This is a genomic window from Ruegeria sp. AF1 (assembly GCF_056542125.1).
This window is the reverse complement of record NZ_JBQFZG010000002.1, coordinates 29225-51586: the sequence shown is the minus strand read 5'-3', so window position 1 is coordinate 51586 and position 22362 is coordinate 29225. Positions and strand designations below refer to the sequence as shown.

General features: G+C 58.9%; 25 protein-coding genes. 10 read left to right on the top strand and 15 right to left on the bottom strand.

The window, feature by feature from the left end; all coding sequences use genetic code 11:
* Positions 1-4 precede the first annotated feature (4 nt).
* The 4 genes from ACR0BK_RS04775 to ACR0BK_RS04760 form a co-directional block, all read right to left on the bottom strand.
* Positions 5-856: a DMT family transporter gene (locus tag ACR0BK_RS04775; protein ID WP_480475467.1), complete on the bottom strand. Its 852-nt coding sequence runs from the start codon at positions 854-856 to the stop codon at positions 5-7.
* Between the two features lie 246 nt (positions 857-1102).
* Positions 1103-2740 carry a chaperonin GroEL gene (gene groL / locus ACR0BK_RS04770; RefSeq protein WP_480475465.1) on the bottom strand — a complete coding sequence of 546 codons (1638 nt, stop codon included), beginning with the start codon at positions 2738-2740 and terminating at the stop codon, positions 1103-1105.
* A 53-nt stretch (positions 2741-2793) separates the two neighbouring features.
* Complete coding sequence (groES, locus tag ACR0BK_RS04765) at positions 2794-3081, bottom strand: co-chaperone GroES (RefSeq protein WP_209504786.1); 288 nt, start codon at positions 3079-3081, stop codon at positions 2794-2796.
* 151 nt (positions 3082-3232) lie between these two features.
* A complete protein-coding gene (locus ACR0BK_RS04760; RefSeq protein WP_480553921.1) occupies positions 3233-3907 on the bottom strand; it encodes a DUF2161 domain-containing phosphodiesterase in 675 nt (224 codons plus the stop codon).
* 109 nt (positions 3908-4016) lie between these two features.
* Here ACR0BK_RS04760 and ACR0BK_RS04755 point away from each other — a divergent pair, with 109 nt between their 5' ends.
* The 4 genes from ACR0BK_RS04755 to ACR0BK_RS04740 all read left to right on the top strand — a co-directional run bounded on the left by ACR0BK_RS04755 (position 4017) and on the right by ACR0BK_RS04740 (position 7640).
* Entirely contained in the window at positions 4017-4997 is a 981-nt protein-coding gene (locus ACR0BK_RS04755; protein WP_480553920.1) for a TraB/GumN family protein, read from the top strand.
* A 110-nt stretch (positions 4998-5107) separates the two neighbouring features.
* Positions 5108-6028 (top strand): manganese-dependent inorganic pyrophosphatase, encoded by a 921-nt coding sequence (locus ACR0BK_RS04750; RefSeq protein ID WP_480475459.1) that lies wholly within the window; start codon positions 5108-5110, stop codon positions 6026-6028.
* 191 nt (positions 6029-6219) lie between these two features.
* Entirely contained in the window at positions 6220-7095 is an 876-nt protein-coding gene (locus ACR0BK_RS04745; protein ID WP_480553919.1) for a TIGR01459 family HAD-type hydrolase, read from the top strand.
* 101 nt (positions 7096-7196) lie between these two features.
* Entirely contained in the window at positions 7197-7640 is a 444-nt protein-coding gene (locus ACR0BK_RS04740; protein WP_267362989.1) for a MaoC family dehydratase, read from the top strand.
* Between the two features lie 75 nt (positions 7641-7715).
* Here the strand turns inward: ACR0BK_RS04740 and ACR0BK_RS04735 are convergent, their stop codons facing one another.
* Together ACR0BK_RS04735 and ACR0BK_RS04730 are read right to left on the bottom strand one after the other, a co-directional pair.
* Complete coding sequence (locus ACR0BK_RS04735) at positions 7716-8705, bottom strand: methylenetetrahydrofolate reductase (RefSeq protein WP_480553918.1); 990 nt, start codon at positions 8703-8705, stop codon at positions 7716-7718.
* Complete coding sequence (locus ACR0BK_RS04730) at positions 8702-9283, bottom strand: methylenetetrahydrofolate reductase C-terminal domain-containing protein (RefSeq protein ID WP_480553917.1); 582 nt, start codon at positions 9281-9283, stop codon at positions 8702-8704. Before ACR0BK_RS04730 ends, ACR0BK_RS04735 begins: the two co-directional genes overlap by 4 nt.
* 261 nt (positions 9284-9544) lie before the next feature.
* Between ACR0BK_RS04730 and ACR0BK_RS04725 the strand changes: the two genes are divergently transcribed.
* From ACR0BK_RS04725 to ACR0BK_RS04715, 3 genes are read left to right on the top strand one after another with little or no spacing between them, the layout of a single operon-like run.
* A complete protein-coding gene (locus ACR0BK_RS04725; protein ID WP_480553916.1) occupies positions 9545-10477 on the top strand; it encodes a bifunctional riboflavin kinase/FAD synthetase in 933 nt (310 codons plus the stop codon).
* Positions 10474-10947, top strand: coding sequence for a YcgN family cysteine cluster protein (locus tag ACR0BK_RS04720; RefSeq protein WP_480493604.1), 474 nt, complete (start codon positions 10474-10476; stop codon positions 10945-10947). The genes ACR0BK_RS04725 and ACR0BK_RS04720 overlap by 4 nt, the downstream gene beginning before the upstream one ends.
* On the top strand, positions 10947-11981 hold the full coding sequence (locus ACR0BK_RS04715) for a threonine aldolase family protein (RefSeq protein ID WP_480482272.1): 1035 nt from the start codon (positions 10947-10949) through the stop codon (positions 11979-11981). The genes ACR0BK_RS04720 and ACR0BK_RS04715 overlap by 1 nt, the downstream gene beginning before the upstream one ends.
* On the opposite strand, the gene ACR0BK_RS04710 is transcribed toward ACR0BK_RS04715, so the two are convergent.
* Both ACR0BK_RS04710 and ACR0BK_RS04705 read right to left on the bottom strand, forming a co-directional pair.
* The gene (locus tag ACR0BK_RS04710; protein WP_480553915.1) at positions 11968-12783 is read right to left on the bottom strand and encodes an alpha/beta fold hydrolase; all 816 of its coding nucleotides are present in this window, start codon (positions 12781-12783) and stop codon (positions 11968-11970) included. The genes ACR0BK_RS04715 and ACR0BK_RS04710 overlap by 14 nt on opposite strands.
* 14 nt (positions 12784-12797) lie before the next feature.
* Complete coding sequence (locus ACR0BK_RS04705) at positions 12798-13400, bottom strand: DsbA family protein (RefSeq protein WP_480553914.1); 603 nt, start codon at positions 13398-13400, stop codon at positions 12798-12800.
* A gap of 107 nt (positions 13401-13507) precedes the next feature.
* On the opposite strand from ACR0BK_RS04705, the gene ACR0BK_RS04700 reads away from it, so the two are divergent.
* Together ACR0BK_RS04700 and rpiB are read left to right on the top strand one after the other, a co-directional pair.
* On the top strand, positions 13508-14527 hold the full coding sequence (locus ACR0BK_RS04700; protein ID WP_480553913.1) for a ribose-phosphate pyrophosphokinase: 1020 nt from the start codon (positions 13508-13510) through the stop codon (positions 14525-14527).
* Between the two features lie 105 nt (positions 14528-14632).
* Positions 14633-15082 carry a ribose 5-phosphate isomerase B gene (gene rpiB / locus ACR0BK_RS04695; protein WP_480487551.1) on the top strand — a complete coding sequence of 150 codons (450 nt, stop codon included), beginning with the start codon at positions 14633-14635 and terminating at the stop codon, positions 15080-15082.
* Between the two features lie 28 nt (positions 15083-15110).
* On the opposite strand, the gene ACR0BK_RS04690 is transcribed toward rpiB, so the two are convergent.
* The 7 genes from ACR0BK_RS04690 to ACR0BK_RS04660 all read right to left on the bottom strand — a co-directional run bounded on the left by ACR0BK_RS04690 (position 15111) and on the right by ACR0BK_RS04660 (position 21468).
* Positions 15111-15461, bottom strand: a complete 351-nt coding sequence (locus tag ACR0BK_RS04690; protein ID WP_480553912.1) for an H-type lectin domain-containing protein — start codon at positions 15459-15461, stop codon at positions 15111-15113.
* A 114-nt stretch (positions 15462-15575) separates the two neighbouring features.
* Positions 15576-15986 carry a F0F1 ATP synthase subunit epsilon gene (locus ACR0BK_RS04685; RefSeq protein ID WP_480553911.1) on the bottom strand — a complete coding sequence of 137 codons (411 nt, stop codon included), beginning with the start codon at positions 15984-15986 and terminating at the stop codon, positions 15576-15578.
* A 12-nt stretch (positions 15987-15998) separates the two neighbouring features.
* Positions 15999-17423 (bottom strand): F0F1 ATP synthase subunit beta, encoded by a 1425-nt coding sequence (gene atpD, locus ACR0BK_RS04680; RefSeq protein ID WP_480475437.1) that lies wholly within the window; start codon positions 17421-17423, stop codon positions 15999-16001.
* 20 nt (positions 17424-17443) lie between these two features.
* Entirely contained in the window at positions 17444-18319 is an 876-nt protein-coding gene (locus tag ACR0BK_RS04675; protein WP_480482282.1) for a F0F1 ATP synthase subunit gamma, read from the bottom strand.
* A gap of 12 nt (positions 18320-18331) precedes the next feature.
* Positions 18332-19870 (bottom strand): F0F1 ATP synthase subunit alpha, encoded by a 1539-nt coding sequence (atpA, locus tag ACR0BK_RS04670; protein WP_480475432.1) that lies wholly within the window; start codon positions 19868-19870, stop codon positions 18332-18334.
* Complete coding sequence (locus ACR0BK_RS04665; RefSeq protein ID WP_480493594.1) at positions 19871-20431, bottom strand: F0F1 ATP synthase subunit delta; 561 nt, start codon at positions 20429-20431, stop codon at positions 19871-19873. It lies immediately after the preceding gene.
* Between the two features lie 302 nt (positions 20432-20733).
* Complete coding sequence (locus tag ACR0BK_RS04660; RefSeq protein WP_480493592.1) at positions 20734-21468, bottom strand: class I SAM-dependent methyltransferase; 735 nt, start codon at positions 21466-21468, stop codon at positions 20734-20736.
* Positions 21469-21529: 61 nt separating this feature from the next.
* Between ACR0BK_RS04660 and gloB the strand changes: the two genes are divergently transcribed.
* Positions 21530-22297: a hydroxyacylglutathione hydrolase gene (gene gloB / locus ACR0BK_RS04655; RefSeq protein WP_480553910.1), complete on the top strand. Its 768-nt coding sequence runs from the start codon at positions 21530-21532 to the stop codon at positions 22295-22297.
* The last annotated feature ends 65 nt before the right edge of the window (positions 22298-22362 follow it).

Genomic DNA, 22362 nt, shown 5'->3' with positions numbered 1-22362 from the left:
TGCGTTAAAAGCCCTTCCCGCGTTGACGTCGCAGGACAGCCAGCGCGATACCGCCCAAAACCAGCGCCGCACCAACAAGCAGCCGCACACCCGCGCTTTCCCCCAACAGCACCACGCCGCCCACAATCGCGATCACCGGCACGCTGAGCTGAACGACTGCCGCCGTCGAAGGTGCCAGCCGGGGCAGTACGCGATACCACAAGGCGTATCCCAGACCAGATGTTACGCCACCCGAAAGGGCCGCGAGGAGATAGCCCATTCCGGTCATGTGCCACTCTGCCCCTGTGGCCATCAGGGCCAGCGCGGTCACCGGCAGCGCGACGATGAAATTCGCTGCCGTGCCCTGCAATGCGTCAGGCTCGGACCGTCCGGCCAGTGAATAGGCCGCCCAGCCGATCCCGGCGGCAATCATCAAAACGGTTCCGGTTGGATCGACCTGCACTGTTCCTGTGGGCCACAGGACACAGGCCAGACCACCCAGTGCAATCGCTGCCCCGGCCAGTTGCCGCCGGGTAGGTTTGGTCCCGGTAAGGGCGTTGGCGGCGAACATGGTGATCTGCACAACGGCAAAAAGGATAAGCGCGCCCAGCCCCGCATCCAACGTCAGATAGGCAATGGAAAACCCGATCATATACAGGGAAAGCGACCCGGCCCCGATGAACCGCCTGCAGGTGCGCAGCGGCAAATGTCCTCTGCGCAGCACAACCAGTGCGGCCAGAACCAGCGCCCCCGCCAGAACCCGGATAATGGCAAACCCCGCGGGATCACTGGATCCGCTGTCGATAGCCAGCCGGTTCAGAATGGAGTTCGCCGCAAAGGCGCACATGGTCAGGGCGGTCAGAAGGAACAGTCGCATTTCAACCACATACCGACTTGGCGGCAGGTTGGACACTCACAATTCGGGCACACGCGGAGCTGCCTTCATCTTTTCCAAAATACTCCCGCCAGAGGCGTGGCCGCATTGCGGCTATCAGGAACGAAACGGGGCCGCCAAAAGGCGACCCCGTTCGTTAGCACTTTGGCTTCCCCTCTCGACAGCTTGACCTTGCAGCCAAACGCCTGTCAGGGGTCGTCAGAATTCGCCGAGGCGAATTCGACGTGCTTACATCATGCCGCCCATGCCGCCCATGTCGGGCATGCCGCCAGCAGGTGCATCTTTTTGCGGTTTGTCTGCAACCATCGCTTCGGTAGTGACCAGCAGGCCGGCAACAGATGCCGCGTCTTCCAGAGCGGTACGAACAACTTTGGCCGGGTCGATCACGCCGAACGAGAACATGTCGCCATATTCTTCGGTCTGAGCGTTGAAACCAAAGGCCGGATCCGAAGACTCGCGCACTTTGCCTGCAACAACCGCGCCGTCAACGCCTGCGTTTTCGGCGATCTGGCGCAGCGGCGCTTCGATGGCCTTGCGCACGATGTTGATGCCTGCGTCCTGATCAGCGTTCGCGCCTTTCAGCGATTCCAGTGCTTTACCGGCCTGAACCAGAGCAACACCACCGCCTACAACGACGCCTTCCTGAACGGCTGCGCGTGTTGCGTTCAGAGCATCGTCCACACGGTCCTTACGCTCTTTCACTTCAACTTCGGTCATGCCGCCGACGCGGATAACGGCAACACCGCCTGCCAGTTTGGCAACGCGTTCCTGCAGCTTCTCACGGTCGTAATCCGACGAGGTTTCTTCGATCTGGGTGCGGATCTGGGCAACACGTGCTTCGATCTCGGCTTTCTCGCCAGCACCGTCGACGATGGTGGTTTCGTCTTTGCTGATCTCGATCTTCTTGGCGGTGCCCAGCATGTCCATGGTGACATTCTCAAGCTTCATGCCCAGATCTTCGCTGATCACCTGACCACCGGTCAGGATTGCGATGTCCTGCAGCATGGCTTTGCGGCGATCGCCGAAGCCCGGTGCCTTGACAGCAGCAATTTTCAGGCCGCCGCGCAGTTTGTTGACAACCAGAGTCGCCAGCGCTTCGCCTTCAACATCTTCTGCAATGATCAGCAGCGGCTTTTGCGACTGGATCACCTGCTCGAGCAGCGGAACCATCGGCTGCAGCGAGGACAGTTTCTTTTCGTGCAGCAGGATCAGGCAGTCGTCAAGCTCGGCCACCATCTTGTCTGCGTTGGTGACGAAGTAAGGCGACAGGTAGCCACGATCGAACTGCATCCCTTCGACAACATCGGTCTCGGTTTCCAGACCTTTGTTTTCTTCGACGGTGATGACGCCTTCGTTGCCGACCTTCTGCATCGCGTCTGCGATCTGCTGGCCAATTTCAGCTTCGCCGTTGGCCGAGATGGTGCCAACCTGAGCAACTTCTGCCGAGTCTTTGACTTCACGCGAAGCAGCACGGATGCCTTCGACAACTTTGGCTGTTGCCAGGTCGATACCGCGCTTCAGGTCCATCGGGTTCAGGCCCGCTGCAACCTGCTTCAGGCCTTCTTTTACGATGGCCTGCGCCAGAACGGTCGCGGTGGTGGTGCCGTCACCGGCTTCGTCATTGGTGCGGCTGGCGACTTCTTTCACCATCTGCGCGCCCATGTTTTCGAACTTGTCTTCCAGTTCGATTTCCTTGGCAACCGAAACACCGTCTTTGGTGATGCGCGGTGCGCCGAAGGATTTGTCCAGTACCACGTTGCGGCCTTTGGGGCCCAGGGTCACTTTGACAGCATCCGCCAGGATGTTCACACCCCGGAGCATCTTGTTGCGGGCATCGGTGTCGAACTTGACGTCCTTTGCAGCCATGTCGTTTCTCCTTGAGAAAATGTGTTGAGTGGAAGATCAGAGAAAGCGCGGGCTTACTCGATGATCCCCATGATGTCGCTTTCTTTCATCATCAGCAGCTCTTCGCCGTCGACCTGAACCTCGGTGCCCGACCATTTGCCGAACAGGATCTTGTCGCCAGCCTTGACCGCCATTGCGATCAGCTCGCCGCTGTCCTTGCGCGCGCCTTCGCCGGTTGCGACGACTTGGCCTTCGCTGGGCTTTTCTTTTGCGCTGTCAGGAATGATCAGTCCGCCTGCGGTTTTTTCATCGCTTTCGGTACGGCGAACCAGCACACGGTCATGAAGCGGTTTCAATGCCATCTTTGCAGCTCCTTGGGCTCAAAGTTTTGTTTATCCTCCCCTCGCCTTTCGACGAGGCGTTAGCACTCGGTGTGTATGAGTGATAACGACGCATAGCTAGGGAGTCTAAAACGCCGAGTCAACAAGGTGTTTGGGATTTTTTTACAACGCCTCAGTCAGCCTGTTCCCAGCTGTAGGCCCAGTGTTTCAAGCCGTCTGTTCCCTCAGAAGTAAGAGCGTAGACACCTTTTTCAACCTTCTCGAACCACCCATAGTGATTTTCCCGCATCAACCGGGTGGCGACCGGAACACCCGCCGATCTGGCAACCTCGGCCCCTTTGGCCGGGCCGTGTTCGGCCAGAAAGGCCGCGCATTTCAGCGCATCCTGACGGTAGGCCGTCACGATCCCGTGACGTGTCGCGCCCCCGGAATTGGGGTCGCCCTCCAGCCGAGCGAATTCACGCAGCAGCCGCGCCGCCCTGGCCTTGTCCTTGCGCGGCACATATGGGCCCGGGTCGCATTGCACCTCGACCGTGCCATCGGCGCGTACGGTGATCAGACCCAGGCCAAGCCTGCGGCACAGAGCCAGATTGTCCCTGAGCGCCCGCCGGGCCGTGCGCCCGGTGGGTTTGCTGACCCCGATATAGACCTGATCCGTGAGTTTCAGGCGGGTAATCGCCTGATGGAAAAGGGACAGCGTGAACCTGAGCTTGAGTTCGACAATCACAGGCGTCTCGTCTTCGCGCATGGCGACGATATCGGCTGCGCCCACTTCTCCTTTGACGGTGTATCCCTGACGCTCCAAAAGCGCCTTGATCGGGGGATAGAGGTCCTGCTCGCGGTTCATGGGCCTATGCTACGCAGATTGTTGAGGAATACCAGACGGGTTGCTTGAACATGGGCCGCAGGCATGGCTATGTCTGGGACACCTTGATGACACAACACCGGATGGGTTCATGCGCCTGCTGACGTTTCTCGCTTTTCTACTGGCCCCGATCACAGCTGCGGCTGCGTGCGATGGGCAGGACCTGCGCCCACTGCTGTCAGATGACGCGCGGGCCGAGTTGCAACGCGCCGTGGCGGACATCCCCTTTCCGGAAGGCAACCACTGGATTGCGCGCAAGGGTGACACGGTTCTGCACATCGTTGGCACCCTGCACACTTATGACGAACGTATGGAAAAGGTGGTTGAACGCCTGTCTCCGGACCTGAGCAAGGCTGACGCATTCTATTTCGAAGTCACCCAGACTGACATGGACGCATTCGAAAAAAACCTGGCCAATAATCTCAGCGCTGTAATGATCACATCCGGGCCGACCCTGATCGACTTGATGGGAGATGAAGACTGGGCCGCATTCTCGACTGCGTTGAACCAGCGCGGCATTCCCGGCTGGATGGCAGCCAAAATGCGACCGTGGTTCTTGAGCATGATGCTGAGCATCCCGCCCTGCATGATGGAAGATCCGAACGGGACCTACGGCATGGACGCCCGCCTGAACGATCTGGCCGCAGAAAACGGCATTCCGCAATACTCGCTGGAACGTATCGACGACCTGATCGCCATGTTCGACAGCCACCCTCTGGAACAGCAGGTCGAGTCGCTGGTGCGGCTGTCCGGGGCGATGATGGGAAGCAACGATCAACTGGCCACCATGGCCAATGGATATCTGGAAGAAAAGCACGCCGAGATCATACAATTCGCACGCCATCAGGGGTTCGAGGAATCCGGGTTGAGCCGGGACGTCTTCGATGAGGAATGGAACGGGTTCGAGCAGCAGATGCTTGTCCAACGGAATGCTCTGTGGATGGAGCATATTCTGGCCATCACGGATCAGACGGCGGTGATCGCGGTCGGCGCAGGTCATCTGAGTGATGACCACGGTTTGCTGAACCAGCTGGAGCAGGCCGGATACACGCTGACACGCGCCGCTTTCTAAGCTGGTTCAGCGGTTTTCAGACCAAGCGTCGCAGACGGGCTGCTGTGGCGTGACAAGGGCGTTTGTCCGCCCTATAAGGCGCGCAAATTTCCATTCCGCAGGACGCTGACATGACAACGCTCGTATTTGGTCACAAATCCCCCGACACCGATTCCACAGGCTCGCCGATCCTGTGGTCGTGGTACCTCAACGAAATCAAAGGTGTGCAGGCCGAGCCCGTGCTGTTGGGCGAACCCAACACCGAAGCGGCGTTCATGCTGGACAACTGGGATCTGCCCAAACCACGCATCCTGGACGATCTGGCAGCGGACACTCCGGTGGTTATCGTCGACACCAACAACCCTGCCGAACTGCCCGCCAACGTCAATGACGCTGACATCCGCGCCATCATCGACCACCACAAGCTGGTCGGTGGTCTGGAAACCAAAGGCCCGATCGACATCACCGTGCGCCCGCTGGCCTGCACGGCCACCATCATGGTTGACCTGATGGGCGACGATGCAGCCAAGATGCCCGACGCCATCAAGGGCGCGGCACTGACCTGCATCCTTTCGGACACGCTGGAATTCCGCTCGCCCACCACCACGCCCCATGACCGCGAGGTCGCAGAGCGGCTGGCAGCCGAGTTGGAGCTGGATATCTCGGCTTACGCGGCAGATATGTTTGCGGCGAAATCGGATGTCTCGTCCTTCTCGGATGCCGAACTGATCCGCATGGACAGCAAGGAATACGAAGTCGATGGCACCAAATTCCGCGTCTCGGTTCTGGAAACCACTGCGCCGGGTGTCATTCTGGACCGCAAGGCAAGCCTGGCGGGTTCGATGGTGGATGTCGCCAAAGAAGACGGTGTCGATCAGGTGCTGCTGTTCGTCGTCGATATCCTGAACGAGGAAGCCACCCTGCTGGTGCCCAATGATCTGGTCAAAACCGTTGCCGAGAAAAGCTTTGGTGCATCCGTCGATGGCGACGCCGTGGTTCTGCCGGGCATCATGAGCCGTAAAAAGCAGATCATTCCGAACCTGAAGGTCTGAAAAAACACGCGGGGTCCGTCATTCTGAGTAAAACGGGCCTCGCATTATTGGTCTTCAGTCTGCGCCTTCGGCATTGCGCTTAAACAGACCTTTACCCAACCGACGAAATACAGGGCGGCCACCGATCGATTGGTGGCCAATCCCTTGCCAATCGGTCATAAGGCTCGTGCAGTTTCAGCTTGAGGCCACATATGACCCAGATCGTTCACGCGCTGTCCGAAATCTCCGCCCGCTACAAAGCGTTGTTTGTCGATCTTTGGGGGTGCGTTCACAACGGAATCACGGCCTATCCCGAAGCTGTCGCAGCCCTTCAAGCCTATCGCGCGGACGGGGGGCTTGTTGTGCTGGTCACGAACTCGCCCAAACCCCGTGCGGGTGTGTCCGAGCAACTGGTGCAGTTCAATGTTCCCGCAGATGCCTATGACACCATTGCCACCAGCGGCGATTCCGCACGGTCGGCGATGTTCCGTGGTGCTGTCGGGCACAAGGTTTACTTCATGGGGGAATGGCAGCGCGATGCGGGCTTTTTCGAGCCCCTGAAACTGCTGCACCACCCGATCCAGATTGAACGTGTCCCGCTGAGAGAGGCCGAGGGGATCGTCTGCTGTGGCCCTTTTGATCCGATGGCCGACCCGGACGTGAACCGCCCCGATTTCCTCTATGCCAAACAGATGGGCATGAAGCTGCTGTGCGCAAACCCCGACATTGTTGTCGATCGCGGCGAGGTGCGCGAATGGTGTGCAGGCGCTTTGGCAAAGCTCTATACCGAGATGGGCGGCGAGAGCCTGTATTTTGGCAAGCCGCACCCACCGATCTACGATCTGGCGCGCCGCAGGTTGCAGGAACTGGGCCATGATATCCCGGACGGCGACATTCTGGTGATCGGCGACGGCCCCCATACGGACATTCTGGGGGGCATGGGTGAAGGCATTGATTCCCTGTTCATTTCGGGCGGGCTGGCGGCTGCTGAGACAAAAACGTCGCACCATCCGGATCACGAATCCCTAACGGCTTATATCGAAAGGGAAAAGATCAACCCGACCTACACAATCGGGCGATTGAGATAGCAAGAAAAGACTTGATTTTCTGCAGTTGCGAAGTAATAAAGTTGCCAACCTAGGCCGGATAGTGGTTTTTTCTTTCTCGGTCGATTTCGAGTGAGGGCAACATGTTGGACAATCTTCCACGCGGAACGATCTGTATCGAAGACATCGAAATGGGAATGTCCCGCCACCTGCGCAAAGTGGTGACGGACGAAGATATCGAGATGTTTGCGCAGATCTCGACAGACCGGAACCCGGTGCATCTGGATGATGATTATGCCCGCGATACAATCTTCGAAGGGCGTATCGCGCACGGAATGCTGACAGCTGGGCTGATCTCGGCCGTTATTGGCGAACAACTGCCGGGCCATGGCACGGTCTATATGGGGCAGTCACTGAAGTTCCTGGCCCCCGTGCGCCCCGGTGACATGGTTTATGCCGAGGTCAAAGTCATCGACATCGACTTTTCCAAGCGTCGCGTCAAACTGGATTGCCATTGCTCGGTCGAGGGCAAGAAGGTGCTGATCGGTGAAGCCATGGTACTGGCCCCGTCGCGCAAGTTCGACTGATCGGCGAACACATCCATGCAAAAGGCGCCCGACCGGCGCCTTTTTTGTTGGGACACTGAGTTTTGCCTGTGCCTTTCAGGACGGGCGGGCGCGTTTTCGCCCTTTCAACGCACCGGATTCCAGGATGATCTCTGACACCACGTGTTCGCGCCTGTAGGCCATCACATGAACGCCGGACACTCCCGCGATATCGCGAATCTGCTGGATCAGTTCGATACAGATCTTTTTGCCCTCGTCAGCTGGTTTTTCGGCTTTCTCCATCCGCTCGATTACCTGATCGGGGATGTGAATGCCGGGAACATTGCTGCGCATCCAGCGTGCCGCACGCGCTGACGCGATGGGGCCGACGCCCGCGATGATGAACACTTTCTTGTCCAGTCCCGCATCGCGCACACGCGCCATAAATTTCTCGAACAGCGGAATGTCGTAGATGTAATTGGTCTGAATATACTCGGCCCCGGCCTCAACCTTCTTTGCCAGACGATCAGGTCGCCAGTCATAAGGCGGTATGCAGGGGTTTTCGGCAGCACCAAGGAACAGTTGCGGCGGGCGCGTGATCTTACGACCAGAAAGGAACATTCCCTGATCGCGCATCGTGCGGATCGTCCGCAACAGGGTCAGGGAATCGAAATCGAATACCGGTTTTGCCCCCGGCTGATCCCCGACGCCGACGCCGTCGCCGGTCAGGCACAGCACGTTACTGACGCCCAACGCCGCAGCCCCCAGAACATCGCCCTGAATGGCAATCCGGTTCCGGTCGCGGCAGGAAATCTGATAGACCGGAGAATAACCCGCGCGCGTCAGCAAGGCACAAATCCCAATCGAGGACATATGGCAGTTCGCGCCCGAAGCATCGGTTGCATTGATCGCGTCAGCCACTTCGCCAAGCGGTTGGGCCGCCTGATAAACATCCTCGGGGTCGGCACTGTCGGGTGGGTTCAACTCGGCGGTGACTGCGAAACGGCCTGAACGGAGTACCTTTTCCAACCGGCTGTGCGACACATGTCCTTGGGGAACCGGAACATAGCCAATCGGCTCCACCTCGTTGCGATGGGTATCACTCATTTCTTCAGTTCCCGGTTTATCGCGTTGGGTGGTTCGGCGGCCAGTGGTGCCGCAGAAGGTTCATTCTCGCGCGCTTCGGGGAATGCCTCGGCCAGCGCCAACCGGGCTGCATCCCGGGTCTCGCGCTCCTGCGCAGCAATCTCGCGGCTGACCCGCAGCCAGGATGACGAGCCTTTCAACGTGTGCTCCACCGGCGGAAGAACTTCTTTTATCTTGTCGGCTCCGTGCCGCATGCGGCTGGCTCCGTTCCAGGCCAGGGCCCAGACGCATTTCATATCCGGCTTCACCTCGCAAAACTCGCCGGGACGTACGCCGCCACAGGGGCCATTGCGCAATTGCTTTGGGCAGTTCATCGGGCAGGACATGCCGGTCGATGACAACACGCATTGCCCGCACATCTTGCAATCGAACAACAGGGTTTTGACGCCCTTCTCGACCAGTGCGATGGGGCGTTCGACGCGGTTATATCCGATCTTTGCAAATATCGGGTCCATCGCGACCATGCCGCGTTCGACACATTTATAGATCCACTCGAAAGTGCGGGCATGACGAATCGCGAACAGTCGCATTCGGTACATGGGTCTGCCTCCTGTGCTGGGTTCGTTCGAACCTCGCCGGGCTTTGATCCGGTGCGCCTTAATCCAGGGAACCGGATTTTCAGTCTAAACCCGGAGTTTTTTTTGAATCAAGCGGTTGGAGGCGCTTGGCCTGAAATACTTGGATTGGCCTCATGCATTTTCCCGGCCAACTGAAATGTTCAAAGCTCAGTCACAGGATCGCATTCTTGGAATTCAAACTGCCGCTTGAACAAATTGACTCGCGCCGCTACGCAATCGTCTATGCACATCATCCGGGATATCCAGTTCGTCCAGCCAGAAGATCGCGGCGCCAGCGTGGCAATCGGGAATTTCGACGGCGTTCATTTGGGGCATCAGTCGGTCATTGAACTGGCCCGTAATGCAGCGCCGGACGCGCCGCTGGGTGTGTTGACCTTCGAGCCGCATCCGCGGGAGTATTTTGCGCCTGACGCGCCTCCGTTCCGCCTGATGCGGGGCAATGCGCGAGCGCACCGGCTGGAGAAGCTGGGCGTAGAGAAGCTTTATGAACTGCCGTTCAACGCCGCGCTGGCCGGGCTTTCGCCAATGGAGTTTGCGCGCAACGTGATCTGCGACGGGCTGGGCCTGTCGCATGTCGTGGTGGGTGCCGATTTCTGCTTTGGCAAGGGCCGCAGTGGCACGGCGCAGGATCTGGTGAAGTTCGGGCAGGACATGGGGTTCGGTGTGACGATTGCGCCTTTGATGGAACGGTCGGAAAATGTTGTATCCTCAACCGCCATTCGCACCGCGCTGAGCGACGGCCGCCCACGGGACGCAGCCGCGATGCTGGGACACTGGCACCGGATCGAAGGCGAAGTGATCGGGGGCGAACAGCGCGGGCGCGAGCTGGGCTTTCCCACCGCGAACATGTCCATCGAAGGGCTGCATCCGCCAAAATTCGGTGTCTACGCCGTACTGGTGGATGTGTTGGATGGGCCGCATAAGGGCAGCTATCACGGTGCGGCCTCGATCGGGGTGCGCCCGATGTTTAACGGCCAGGTGCCCAATATCGAAACCTTCCTGTTCGACTTTTCGGGCGATCTGTACGGGGCGACCCTGTCGGTGGGTCTGATCGACTATCTGCGCCCCGAGATGACATTCGACGGGCTGGAGAGTCTGATCACGCAGATGGATGCCGACTGCGAACAGGCCCGCGGTATATTGACCGCCCTATGAGTGTTGATCCGATTGAACGCGCGGGCCTGCCTGCCCGGTTTTGGGAGCGCAAACCCCTGCGCCAAATGAACCAGCGCGAGTGGGAGGCGTTATGTGATGGCTGCGGCAAATGCTGCCTGAACAAGCTGGAAGATGAAGACACGGGCGAGGTTGCCCTGACCTGCGTCGCGTGCCGCCTGTTGGATGACGAAAGCTGCCGCTGCGTACAATACGACATCCGGCATCAATTCGTGCCCGAATGCATCGTCATGACCCCCGACAATATCGACGAACATGCCTATTGGTTGCCACAAACCTGCGCGTATCGGTTGCTGTGGGAAGGCAAACCGCTTTACGACTGGCACCCGTTGATATCTGGTACAGCGGACAGTGTGCATGCCGCCGGGGTCTCGGTTCAGGGGCGCACAGTGTCCGAGTTTGAGACACCCATGGAAGAGTGGGAAGATTACATAATCGAGGAGCCAAGCTGATGCATTTCGCGTCTGACAATTCCGGGCCGGTTCATCCGCAGGTCATGGCCAGGCTGGCCGAGGTCAATCAGGGCTATCAGATGGCCTATGGTGCGGATACGCTGATGAACGAGGTGCGCGACCGTATCCGCAGCATCTTCGAGGCTCCGGGTGCTGCGGTCTATCTGGTGGCGACGGGGACAGCCGCGAATTCTCTGGCCCTTGCAACATTGTCAAAGCCTTGGGAAACGGTTTTCTGTTCCCCAGTCGCGCATATCCACGAGGACGAATGCAACGCACCGGAGTTTTACAGCGGCGCCAAGCTGACCCTGGTTCCGGGCGGAGACAAGATGACCCCTGAGGCGCTGCGCGGGTCAATTCTGGGTGAAGAAACACGCGGCGTACATGGGCCGCAGCGCGGACCCGTGTCGATCACACAAGTGACCGAGCGCGGATCGGTTTATTCGCTGGCAGAGTTGCAGGCCCTGTGCGGGGTCGCCAAGACGTACGGCCTGCCTGTACATCTGGACGGCGCGCGCTTTACCAACGCGTTGGTTGCGCTGAACTGTTCCCCGGCGGATATGACGTGGAAAGCAGGTGTGGATGCTGTCAGTTTTGGTGGCACCAAGAACGGTCTGATGGGTGTCGAGGCGGTGGTGTTCTTTGATGAAAGCAAAGCCTGGGAGTTTGAGCTGCGGCGCAAGCGCGGGGCGCATCTGTTTTCCAAGCACCGCTATCTGTCCGCTCAGATGGCGGCCTATCTGGAAGACGACCTGTGGCTGAAGATGGCACGTCAGGCCAATGACAACTGCGCCCGCTTGGCCGAGGGTTTGCGCGCCAAGGGGGCCGCGTTTCTGCACGAACCGCAGGCCAATATGATCTTTGCCTCATTCCCACGCGCGAAGCACAAGCAGCTGCATGAGGCCGGCGCGGTTTATCACCTTTGGGGGGCAGAGCTGGACGGCGAGGATGAAAACGAAAACCTCGCGTGCAGGCTGGTTTGCGACTGGTCCATCGGAGCGGCGGAGATCGATCAGTTTCTCAATCTGCTTTAACGCCTAACGGGGCGTTGGCCTGCCAGAACGCCCGCAGCAAAGCGCCGGTTTCATCAGGGTGTGAAATCGGCAGCATGTGCCCTGCGCCGTTGATGCGTTCATGGCGTGCATCAGGCAGGCGCCGTTTCAGCCCTGCGCAAATCGCGTGGATCACCGGCGGCGTCTCTGACCCGCTCAGCAGCAGGGTCGGCATCGATGCACGCCGAAGCTGATCGGCGTCAAGCAACCCTGCCTGATCATCGTAGAGCACAGGCTGCACAGCCGGAACCGCATCGATTCCACGCACCATATTTGCCCGCGTGCGTTCGGGCAAATCAGGCCATTTGGGGCTGCTCTTCGTGCTCCACGCCCTGTTGAACAGGCGCGCCGCCAAAACCTTGTCACCAGATGCGAAGGCCGCATTGACCGGCTCCGAGTCCCGTTCGTGCTGTTCGAACAACAGCGGCGCATCCTGTTTTGCAACTGCAAAGAACACGGGTTCGATCAGGATCAGGCTGCGCACGCGGTCGGGATGTTCGATCGCCAGCCTGAGCGCGATCATCGCCCCAAAGGAATGCCCGATTACATCCATGGGTTCGGTCAATTCAGCCAGGGCGGGTTTGGTCACTGCGTCAAAGAAATCACCCTGCCCGTCCCAATCCGGGCTGCGCCCATGCGACAACATATCCGGGGCAATAAATGACGCGCAGCCATCCAGCGCACTGGCCAAACCGGACCAGGCACCGGAATGCGCAATCGTGCAATGGAGGGCGAGCAGTTTCCGCTCCCCCTCACCCAAGTGCCTTACGAAAACGGAATGCATCGCGGCCTTGACCGTCACCCGTACATCTCGGTCAGATGCCGGTCCAGATCATCCAGCCTGTCCTGACCCCAGAACCGCTGATCGTCGGGCGTGATATAGAACGGTGCGCCGAAGACACCCCGGTCCACGGCTTCCTCGAGGTTGGCGGCATAGGTTTCTGCCCCCACCAGCAAGCCGCTGTCTGCCAGACCGGGATCAAACCCGGCTTGCGTCAGACATTCGCGGATGACATCGTCCTGTGCGATATCCTTTTCCTCGGCCCAGCAGGCGCGAAGGAAGCTATGACACAGCTTACCCACATCGCCCGAGCCGTCCTTGATCGCGGCAATAACCGCATAAGATGACGGGGCCATATTGGTCGGCCAGTACGCGGGTTTCAGATTGAACTCCATCCCCAGATTCTTCGATTGGCGCAGCAGCTCCTGTGCGCGGTACTCGATACGAGAGATATGCCGGTCTTTCGGAGGGGTCCCCCCGGTGCGCGCGAACAGGGCGATAATGTCCAGCGGCTTATAGTTGATCGTCGCGCCGTGTTTCGCCGCGATTTCTTCCAACCGCATCCCTGCCAGATAGGAATAGGGCGAGAGTGTCGCAAAAAAGTATTCAATCTGGGTCATGTGCACTTTCTCCGCTGCGTTACCTTTGCGGGACGGTAAGGCCATGCTAAGCGGTGTCAACATCACGATTCTGTCACATTGCCATTGCTGCCCGGGGACCTCAGCCGATGCCGACACTTCACGAACCCAAGCTTATCGCTGGGAACGCCAACCTTCCGCTTGCCCAAGCCATCGCACGCCGCATGAGCCTGTACCGAGGCGTTGATCAGGGTCTGGTCGATGCGCGTGTCGAACGGTTCAACGACGGTGAGATTTTCGTGGAAGTGTTCGAAAATGTGCGCGGCGAGGATATGTTCATTATCCAACCGACCTCGAACCCGGCCAATGACAACCTGATGGAACTGCTGATCATTGCCGATGCGCTGCGCCGGTCGTCCGCGCAGCGGATCACCGCCGTGATCCCGTATTTCGGGTACGCCCGTCAGGACCGTCGCACCAAGGCCCGCACGCCCATCAGCGCCAAGCTGGTGGCCAACATGCTGACAGGGGCCGGGATCGAACGGATCCTGACCATGGACTTGCATGCGGCCCAGATTCAGGGCTTTTTCGATATGCCCGTGGACAACCTTTATGCCTCGCCCATCTTTGCGCTGGATGTGAGGCATCAGTTCAAGGGAAATCTGGATGAAATCATGGTCGTTTCACCTGACGTGGGCGGCGTGGCCCGCGCGCGTGAACTGGCCAAGCGGATCAACGCCCCTTTGTCGATCGTGGACAAGCGCCGCGAGAAAGCGGGCGAAGTGGCCGAGATGACCGTGATCGGGGATGTGAAGGACAAGATCTGCCTGATCGTGGACGACATGTGCGACACCGCCGGAACGCTGTGCAAGGCGGCGCAGGTGCTGCTGGATAACGGTGCGAAAGAAGTTCATTCCTACATCACGCATGGCGTCATGAGTGGCCCTGCGGTGGAACGGGTGACAAATTCGGTGATGAAGTCGCTGGTGCTGACCGATACGATCCAGCCAACCAAAGAGATATTGAGCGCCAAGAACATCCGGATTGTTCCGACTGCGCCAATCTTTACACAGGCGATCCTGAACATCTGGAACGGAACCAGCGTGTCATCCCTGTTCGAAGACAAGACGCTGACGCCGATCTACGAATCCATGTACCAGATGGATTGAGTTTGGAGGGGTCGACAGAATGTGTCGTCCCTTTCTTTTTGAACCACCGATTGCGCACAAGTCTGCCTCATGCGCGCGATCAGCGACACAAGCGGACCGATCTCCATGACTGGCAACAAACGCATTGTTCTTTCCAGCGACCACGCGGCAATCGAGCTGCGTCAGGCCGTGGCCAACCACATCGCGCAGCAAGGATGGGACGTGGTCGATATCGGCCCGACGACCCCGGAAAGCACCCATTACCCCAAACACGGCAAGGCCGCGGCACTGGCCGTAGCCTCGGGTGATTGCGGATTGGGGATAATCCTCTGCGGCACGGGTCAGGGCATCATGATGGCCGCAAACAAGGTGCCCGGCATTCGCTGCGGCGTCTGTTCGGACGCGTTTTCCGCCCGGATGATCCGCCAGCATAACAATGCCAATATGCTGTCGATTGGCGCGCGTGTTGTCGGCGAAGGACAGGCGCTGGATATTGTGGATGCGTTTCTGGGTGCCGAATTTGAAGGCGGCCGCCACGCCACACGGGTCGATATGATCGAAGCGCAGGACGACTGAGGCCTGCGCCTGTCCTGCAAGCCCAGGATCAGGAAATGTCCCAGTCGTCCGGGTGTGCCACCTCTCCAAACGCGGTCCAGCTGATCCGGATGCGGGCAATCCGCGTGTCGGACCATGTACGAAACACCGCTTCAAACCCTTCTGTGGTGACATTTTCTGCCTGAACCTCGGCGCGCAGGGCTGATGATGTGTCGACATCCCAAAGGGAAATCCCGATCTGAACCATGGGCGGGCTAAGAAACGTGTCCTTGAATTGGATGGGTTTCCGACGTTCGCGGGGGCCTTCGCCAGTCCACATGTCCCCGCCTTCGGCAAATTCCGAAAACAGAACACTTTCACCTTGATCGATGCCAATGGGATGGGTCAGAAATTTTTTCATGTTTTCATCATTATACTTGAATTTCCGCAACTTATCCCTGCTTTTTGGCAAAAGCACGACAAAAAAACGGCCCCGCAATCGCGAGGCCGTTCCAATTTTTCACTGTTAAGCCAATTACAGGCTCATATGCGTCCCAAGCGCTTCCATGTCGGCCAGCAGCTTGGCGGCTTCGTCGACGATCGACATATCGTCGCCGCCCTTTGCCGCTTCGTGCGAGGCGCGTGCCTCGGCAATCAGCTCGTCCATATGCGAACGGGTGATTTCCGAAACCGGAACCGCCTTTTCGGCCAGAACCGACAGGCTGTCGCCGTTGATCTGGGCAAACCCGCCGGTGACCAGGTATTCGCTGGACCCTTCGGGTGCCTCAACCTTCAGCAGACCGGGGCGCAGCGTTGTGATGATGGGGGCGTGATCGGGCATCGCCGTCATGTCCCCGTCTGCGCCGGGAATCTGGACCGCGGTGACCTCGAGCGAAGCTAAGCTCCGCTCGGGGCTGACGAGGTCGAAATGCATCGTGTTTGCCATCAGGGATACTCCTTAGGCGGCTGCTGCTGCCATTTTTTCGGCTTTGGCGATCACTTCGTCGATGCCGCCAACCATCAGGAAGGCTGCTTCGGGCAGGTGATCGTATTCGCCAGCCACAACGGCCTTGAACGACGAGATGGTGACATCCAGAGGAACCTGAACCCCCGGCGAGCCGGTGAAGACCTCGGCCACGTCGAACGGCTGTGACAGGAAGCGTTCGATCTTACGGGCACGGGCCACGGTCAGCTTGTCCTCTTCCGACAGTTCGTCCATGCCGAGGATGGCGATGATGTCCTGCAGCGACTTGTAGCGCTGGAGGATCTGCTGAACGTCGGTCGCAACCTTGTAGTGCTCTTCCCCGACGATGGCCGGGTCGAGCAGGCGCGAGGTCGAGTCGAGCGGGTCAACCGCAGGGTAGATACCCTTTTCCGAGATCGCACGGTTGAGAACGGTGGTCGCGTCGAGGTGCGCAAACGAAGTTGCCGGCGCGGGGTCGGTCAAGTCGTCCGCAGGCACGTAGATCGCCTGCACCGAAGTGATCGATCCGGCCTTTGTCGAGGTGATGCGTTCCTGCAGGGCGCCCATGTCAGTGGCCAGTGTCGGCTGGTAGCCCACAGCGGACGGGATACGACCCAGCAGAGCCGACACTTCGGAACCCGCCTGCGTGAAGCGGAAGATGTTGTCGACGAAGAACAGAACGTCGGTACCAGACTGGTCGCGGAACTGCTCGGCCAGGGTCAGACCGGTCAGAGCAACACGCGCACGCGCACCCGGAGGCTCGTTCATCTGACCGTAAACCAGGGCCACCTGGCTTTCCGACAGGTTGTCCGGCTTGATCACGTTCGATTCGATCATCTCGTGGTACAGGTCGTTGCCTTCACGGGTCCGTTCACCAACACCCGCAAACACCGAGAAGCCCGAGTGCACTTTTGCGATGTTGTTGATCAGTTCCATGATCAGAACAGTTTTACCAACGCCGGCGCCGCCAAACAGGCCAATCTTACCGCCTTTGGCGTAAGGGGCCAGCAGGTCAACCACCTTGATGCCGGTGACCAGAACTTCCGACTCGGTCGACTGTTCGGCAAAGGTCGGTGCGGGCTGGTGGATAGCGCGAACTTCGGTCGCCTCTACCGGACCTTTTTCGTCGATCGGCTCGCCGACGACGTTCAGGATGCGGCCCAGGGTGGCATTGCCAACCGGAACCGAGATCGGTGAACCGGTGTCGGTGACCACTTCGCCACGGACCAGACCTTCGGTCGCGTCCATCGCGATGGTGCGGACAGTGTTTTCACCCAGGTGCTGAGCAACTTCCAACACCAGGCGCTTGCCATTGTTGGTGGTTTCCAGCGCGTTCAGAATTTCAGGCAGCTGATCTTCGAAGTGCACGTCGACGACGGCCCCGATGATCTGTGTGACTTTGCCTTTTGCATTCGCCATGTTTCGTCTCCGGTTTGTCTCTACAGCGCCTCGGCGCCGGAAATAATTTCAATCAGCTCGTTGGTGATCACGGCCTGACGCGAGCGGTTGAACTGGATCGTCAGCTTGTCGATCATCTCACCCGCGTTGCGCGTCGCATTGTCCATTGCGGACATCCGCGCGCCCTGTTCAGACGCTCCGTTTTCGAGCAGAGCCGAGAAGATCGCGGTCGCAACCCCCTTGGGCAGCAAGTCGGCCAGAATGGCCTCTTCGCTGGGCTCGTAGTCGAAGATGGCACCGCTGTCGTCACCTTCCGATTCCTCGAACGAGGCGGGGATGACCTGCTGTGCCGTCGGGATCTGGGTCACAACGTTGACGAACTTCGAATAGAAGATCGTGGCAACGTCGAACTCGCCCCCGTCGAAGCGGGACAGGATGTCCTTTGCGATGTCCTGCGCGTTGGAATAACCCAGACGCTTGACCTCACTCAGGTCCACATGCCCAACGAACAGATCGCCAAAATCACGCTTGAGCGCGTCACGGCCTTTCTTGCCGACGGTCAGGATCTTGACCGTCTTGCCCTTGCCGCGCAGCTCTTCCGCCTTCTGGCGGGCCAGCTTGGCGATGTTCGAGTTGAAGCCGCCACACAGGCCGCGTTCAGCTGTCAGCACAACCAGCAGATGGACATCATCACTGCCCGTACCACGGAGCAGCTTGGGGGCGCTGTCGCTGCCCCCAACCGACGCCGCCAGCCCCGCCATCACGGCATTGAACCGCTCGGCATAAGGGCGCGAGGCTTCGGCAGATTCCTGGGCGCGGCGCAGTTTTGCGGCCGCGACCATCTGCATGGCCTTGGTGATCTTGCGGGTCGATTTGACCGACTCGATCCTGTTTTTAAGGTCCTTCAGACTAGGCATCGGAACCTCCTATCAAGCGAAGGTCGCGGCGTATTCGTCGATCGCTGCTTTGAGTTTGTCGGACGCTTCACCTTTGATCTTTGGATCTTCGTCGGTGATCCACTTCAGCAGGTCTGCGTGCTTGCCGCGCAGATGCGCCAGCAGACCGGCCTCGTAGCGGCCAACGTCAGATACATCGATCTTGTCGAGATAGCCGTTGGTGCCAGCGAAGATGACGCAGACGATTTCCGCGTTGGTCAGCGGCGAGTACTGCGGCTGCTTCATCAGCTCGGTCAGGCGCGCACCACGGTTCAGAAGCTGCTGGGTTGCGGCGTCGAGGTCGGAACCAAACTGCGCAAAGGCCGCCATTTCGCGATACTGAGCCAGTTCCAGCTTGACCGGACCGGCAACCGATTTCATCGCGTCGGTCTGAGCCGACGAGCCCACACGCGAAACCGACAGACCGGTGTTCACAGCAGGACGGATGCCCTGATAGAACAGTTCGGTTTCCAGGAAAATCTGACCGTCGGTGATCGAGATCACGTTGGTCGGAATAAAGGCGGAAACGTCACCACCCTGGGTCTCGATAACCGGCAGAGCCGTCAGCGAACCAGCACCGAAGTCTTCGTTCAGCTTTGCCGAACGTTCCAGCAGGCGGGAGTGGAGGTAGAAAACGTCACCCGGATAGGCTTCGCGGCCCGGCGGGCGACGCAGCAACAGCGACATCTGACGATAGGACACGGCCTGTTTCGACAGGTCATCATAGATGATCAGCGCGTGACGGCCATTGTCACGGAAATATTCTGCCATCGCGGTTGCGGCATAGGGTGCCAGGAACTGCATCGGTGCCGGGTCGGACGCGGTTGCGGCGACAACGATCGAATATTCAATCGCACCGGATTCTTCCAGTTTCTTCACCAACTGGGCTACGGTCGAACGCTTCTGACCGATCGCAACGTAAACGCAGTACAGTTTCTTCGACTCGTCGTCGCCCGCTGCTTCGTTATAGACTTTCTGGTTCAGGATGGTGTCCAGAGCCACGGCGGTTTTACCGGTCTGGCGGTCACCAATGATCAGCTCGCGCTGGCCACGGCCAATCGGGATCATCGCGTCAACCGATTTCAGGCCGGTTGCCATCGGTTCGTGCACCGATTTACGCGGAATGATACCGGGTGCTTTGACGTCTGCAACGCCGCGCTTGGTGGCATTGATCGGACCTTTGCCGTCCAGCGGGTTGCCCAGACCGTCAACAACACGGCCCAGCAGCTCGTCACCGATTGGAACGTCCACGATCGAGTTTGTGCGCTTGACGGTGTCACCTTCTTTGATGTCACGGTCAGAACCGAAGATAACGACACCGACGTTGTCGCTTTCCAAGTTCAGCGCCATCCCCATGATGCCGCCGGGGAATTCGACCATCTCACCGGCTTGAACGTTGTCCAGGCCATATACACGGGCAATCCCGTCACCGACGCTCAGCACTCGACCGATCTCGGCCACTTCGGCTTCCTGACCAAAATTCTTGATCTGGTCCTTCAGGATTGCAGAAATCTCTGCAGCTTGGATTCCCATTTATCCGACCTCTTTCATTGCATTCTGTAGGGAGTTCAGCTTCGAACGGATCGAACTGTCGATCATTTTCGAGCCCACTTTGACGACAAGACCGCCGATGAGGCTTTCATCAACGGTCGCATTGATAGTTACGGTCTTGCCCACACGCTCGGACAGCGTCTTGGACAGTTTTTCCAGTTGTGTCTTGGTCAGCGCCTTGGCCGAGGCGACATCGGCGGTCACTTCGCCACGCTCATCAGCCAGCATGTCACGCAGCACCTGCACCAGTTGCGGCACAACAAACAGGCGGCGTTTCTGCGCCATCAGACCCAGCGTATTGCGCAGGATGGCGTTCAGGCCCATCTTGTCAGCAATTGCGGTGATCGCAGCTTCCTGCTGAGTACGCGAAACCAGCGGCGATGCGATTAGGTCGCGCAGGTCGGCACTGTCGCCCAGTGCTGCTGCCAGATCATTGATGCCGGATTCCAGACCCGCAAGGTCATTATTCTCTTTTGCGATCTCGAAGATCGCGGTGGCATAGCGCTCGGCGATGCCTGTGGAAATCGAAGCTGGTTCGGACACGTCCACCCTTCCGATATTTGAGGCCCCGATTTTGGGTAGCGGCCGCTACTTTGGGGCGTGAGGAAACCCCGGCCAGACGGTCGGGGATCAAAATCACCGGGGATGTAGCAGAGGTGAACCAACCAAGCAATACGCTATAGCGGTAACAGATTTATCCACAAAATGTTAATTTTCATACACTTACACCAAGTGCGACCGTTTGGACCGGTCGCGGCAGTTGAAAAATGTTACGAATATGCAGGTTTTTGCGATTCCTGTGACTTTTTTCTCGCGAATTTGTCACTTTGGGATGCACACGGTTGTCACGCAGGCTTTAGCAGACCGTCAAGCGCCTTGATCGGCTTCCTGATGGCATGTTTGGTGACATTGCCCCGGGGCGGATGAATGTTCTTTGTGACCTCGACCATCAACACCCCGCCCGCCATGACAGTTGGAATACGCTGGCCGGTTTTTTCGATCAGACTGCCCGACTTCAACCAGAACCGCCGGAAGGACGGCGGCATGTAAAGAGCCGAGCAATGCGCCTCGGGCAGGAAGTAGTGCGACCTGAGCTGATTTTCCAGCTGAGTGGCGGAATAGGGACGGCCAAAGCCAAATGGCGTTTTGTCCGTACGTGACCACAGACCCGCCCGGTTCGGAACAATGAACACGGCCCTGCCACCGGGGCCCAGAACGCGCCAGCATTCCTCCAGCAGCTGGTTTGGCCGCTCGGACGTTTCCAGCCCGTGCATCACCACAAGCTTGTCCACGTGACCGGTTTCAATGGGCCACCGGGTCTCTTCCGTCAGGACCGAGACATTGGGCATCCCCGCAGGCCAGGGCATCACACCTTGCGGGCCGGGCATCAGCCCGATGACCCGGCGCGCATCGGCCAGATAAGGGCGCAACAGCGGCACGGCAAAGCCAAAACCGGCAACTGTCTGACCTTTGGCTTCGGGCCAGAGCTCGGTCAGCCGCCCGCGAATAGCCGCCTGTGCCGCGCGCCCAAGGGTGCTGCGGTAGTAGAAGTTCCTCAGATCCTGCACATCAAGATGCATTGCGGACATCCGGTCAATCGGCTTAGCTGGGCGCAGTCTAGCAATGAAAGGGCAAAAGACCATGCCTCTTGAAATCGTTACAATCCCGTGCCTCAGCGACAATTACGCCTTTCTGGCCCATGACAGCGGCAATGGCCAGACTGCGCTGATTGATGCGCCCGAAGCCGCGCCGATTCTTGCAGCGCTGGAAGATCGGGGATGGACGTTGTCACATGTGCTGCTGACCCATCATCACTGGGATCACGTTGAAGGGCTGGCCGAAATTCTGGCCAAACACCCTGCAAAGGTCATCGGTGCTGCCGCCGATGCGCACCGCCTGCCCCCGCTGGACCAGCGGGTTGCCGAAGGCGACAGCTTTGAGGTGGGTGGCGAACCGGTCGCGGTGATGGACGTTTCGGGGCACACGGTTGGTCATATCGCGTTTTACTTTCCGCAAAGCGCAGTCGTCTTTACCGCTGACAGCCTGATGGCCCTCGGGTGTGGGCGTCTGTTCGAAGGCAGCCCGGCGCAGATGTGGGCGTCGCTGAGCAAGCTGGCCGCTTTGCCGGACGACACTCAGGTCTGTTCGGGGCATGAATATACACAATCCAACGCAAAATTCGCCATTACCGTCGATCCCGAGAACGCTGCGTTGAGACAGCGAATTGCCGATATCGACCGCGCCCGCGCCGCTGGCGAAGCCACTGTTCCGTCGATTTTGGCGCTTGAAAAAGCCACCAACCCGTTCCTGAGGGCCACTGATCCGGCGATTCAGGCCCATCTTGGTATGGCAAACGCCGATCCTGCGGCGGTTTTCGCCGAAATCCGGGGTAGAAAAGACAGGTTCTGATGCTTATTTGCCCCTCTTCACGGCCACGGTCACAACAAATGTGACTGTCAAGTGAAAGAAAACCC